This is a genomic window from Deltaproteobacteria bacterium GWC2_65_14, assembly GCA_001797615.1.
Classification (GTDB): Bacteria; Desulfobacterota; Deferrimicrobia; order Deferrimicrobiales; family Deferrimicrobiaceae; genus GWC2-65-14.
This window is the reverse complement of sequence record MGPV01000030.1, coordinates 1-2,162: the sequence shown is the minus strand read 5'-3', so window position 1 is coordinate 2,162 and position 2,162 is coordinate 1. Positions and strand designations below refer to the sequence as shown.

2 protein-coding genes and 1 pseudogene (1 of these 3 running past the window's edge) are annotated in these 2,162 nt (G+C 61.6%); all 3 read left to right on the top strand.

The features are described 5' to 3' along the window. Window positions 1-198 (top strand): annotated as a pseudogene (locus A2X88_03955) (hypothetical protein) (it extends 462 nt beyond the left edge of the window). Further along, window positions 195-866 carry a hypothetical protein gene (locus A2X88_03950; protein ID OGP34406.1) on the top strand — a complete coding sequence of 224 codons (672 nt, stop codon included), beginning with the start codon at window positions 195-197 and terminating at the stop codon, window positions 864-866. Before A2X88_03955 ends, A2X88_03950 begins: the two are co-directional and overlap by 4 nt. Window positions 867-910: 44 nt before the next feature. Further along, the gene (locus tag A2X88_03945) at window positions 911-2,017 is read left to right on the top strand and encodes a pyridoxal phosphate-dependent aminotransferase (GenBank protein OGP34408.1); all 1,107 of its coding nucleotides are present in this window, start codon (window positions 911-913) and stop codon (window positions 2,015-2,017) included. Window positions 2,018-2,162: the final 145 nt, after the last annotated feature.

Here is a 2,162-nt window from a genome sequence, read left to right as displayed (position 1 = left end):
AACGGGCGGAACGCGATCAGTTGGGAGGAGAAGTTCGCCCTGGATGTGTGGTATGTGGACCATCGATCTTTCCGGCTGGATCTGAAAATTCTGGCCATGACCGTATGGAAGGTTCTGAGGCGCGAGGGAATCAATGCCGAGGGGGAGACCACGATGCCGGAGTTCATGGGGACCGCGGTGAAGGAGCATCTCCAATGATGAGATATCGACAAATTCTCATCTATGGCGCAGGGGGGTTCGCCCGGGAAGTGAAAGACGTCGTCGACGCGATGGAGGAAGCGGGAAAGAGCGTCAGGTGCATGGGGTTCCTGGACGATGCGGTGGAGAACCATGGGCGAACCTTGAATGATTTACCGGTCCACGGCGGGGCGGACAAGGTCCACGGGTTCGCGGACGAGATGGAATTTCTGATCGGGATCGGCAATCCGGCGGTAAAAATGAAGATTGCCGGGAAGATCGCCTCGAACGGAGGCCGCTTCGCGAAAGCATTCCACCCCACCGCGGTGGCGAGCCGTTACGTGGAGTACGGGGAAGGGACCATTGTCACGGCAGGGGTGATTCTTACCAACCAGATAAGGATCGGGAAGCACGTCATCCTGAATCTGGGCGATACGGTGGGGCACGATTGCATCCTTGAGGATTACGTCACCATTTCTCCCGGCGTATTCATCTCCGGCAATGTGCATATCGGCGAAGGTACCGATGTCGGTACCGGCTCGGCGATCATCCAGGGCGTCCGGATCGGGCGGTGGTCCGTGGTCGGGGCCGGCGCCGTCGTCACAAGGGACCTTCCCGATAACTGCACGGCTGTGGGCGTCCCCGCAAAAGTCATAAAGACCCGGGAGGAAGGGTGGCACCTGGCGTGATGGACCCGTCGTCGCCGAAGCGGATCTACCTCTCCCCCCCGCACATGGGGCCGGATGAGCGGAAGCTGCTCCTCGACGCGTTCGACTCGAACTGGATCGCCCCGCTGGGTCACCACGTGGACGCCTTCGAACGGGAATTCTGCGAAACCATCGGTGTATCCTGCGCCGCGGCCCTATCGAGCGGAACGGCGGCCCTCCACCTGGCGCTGCTGATGTTGGATGTCGGGGCGGGGGACGAGGTCCTCGTCTCCTCCTTTACCTTCGCCGCGACGGCGAATGCGGTAACCTACACGGGGGCGACCCCGGTCTTCATCGACTGCGACCCGGCCAGTTGGAACATCGACCCCGGCCTGTTGCGTGAGGAGCTTGAATCCGCCGCGAAGCGGGGAAAGCTCCCCAAAGCGGTGATCGTGGTCGACCTGTACGGCCAGTGCGCGGATTACGTCCCGATCCTTGAGACGTGCGCGAAATACGATGTACCGGTGGTGGAGGATGCCGCAGAGGCCCTCGGCGCGAGCTACCGGGGGAAGCCGGCGGGGTCGTTCGGAAAGATCGGGGTCTTCTCCTTCAACGGGAACAAGATCATCACGACGTCCGGCGGCGGGATGCTCGTGTCCGAAGACGCGGCCCTCGTCGAGAGGGCGCGGTACCTCTCGACCCAGGCGCGCGATCCGGCGCAGCATTATCAGAACAGTGTGATAGGTTATAACTATCGATTGAGCAACCTGCTGGCCGCCGTGGGCCGGGGGCAGTTGCGGGTTCTTCGGGACAGGATGGCGAGGAAGCGGGCAATCTTCCATTTCTATCGGAGTGCCCTCGGCGACCTGCCCGGTGTTACCTTCATGCCGATCGCGGGGTACGGGGAACCGAATTACTGGCTGACCTGCGTCCTGATCGATCCGGGCCGGTTCGGGGCGACGGGAGAAGAGATCCGTCTCGCGCTGGCGAAGGCGAACATCGAATCCCGGCCGCTGTGGAAGCCGATGCACCTGCAGCCGGTCTTCAAGCATTGCAAGGTAAGAGGCGGGTCGGTTTCCGAAGGGATCTTCCGTGATGGACTGTGTCTTCCCTGCGGGACGGCGTTGACCGATGTGGAACTTGGGCGGATCGCAGGGATCGTTCGAACAGCCTTCAGGGGAAAGGTCGATTGAATATTGATGAACCCCCGCGAACGTATCGCCCGCTGGTTGTCCCCGCTTCTGGATGTCGCGATCCGGAGCCGGACGACGGTGAAGTTTTTTCTTACGATCGGGATCTTCATCACGGCGAACTACCTCGCCTACCTGATCCGGTTCG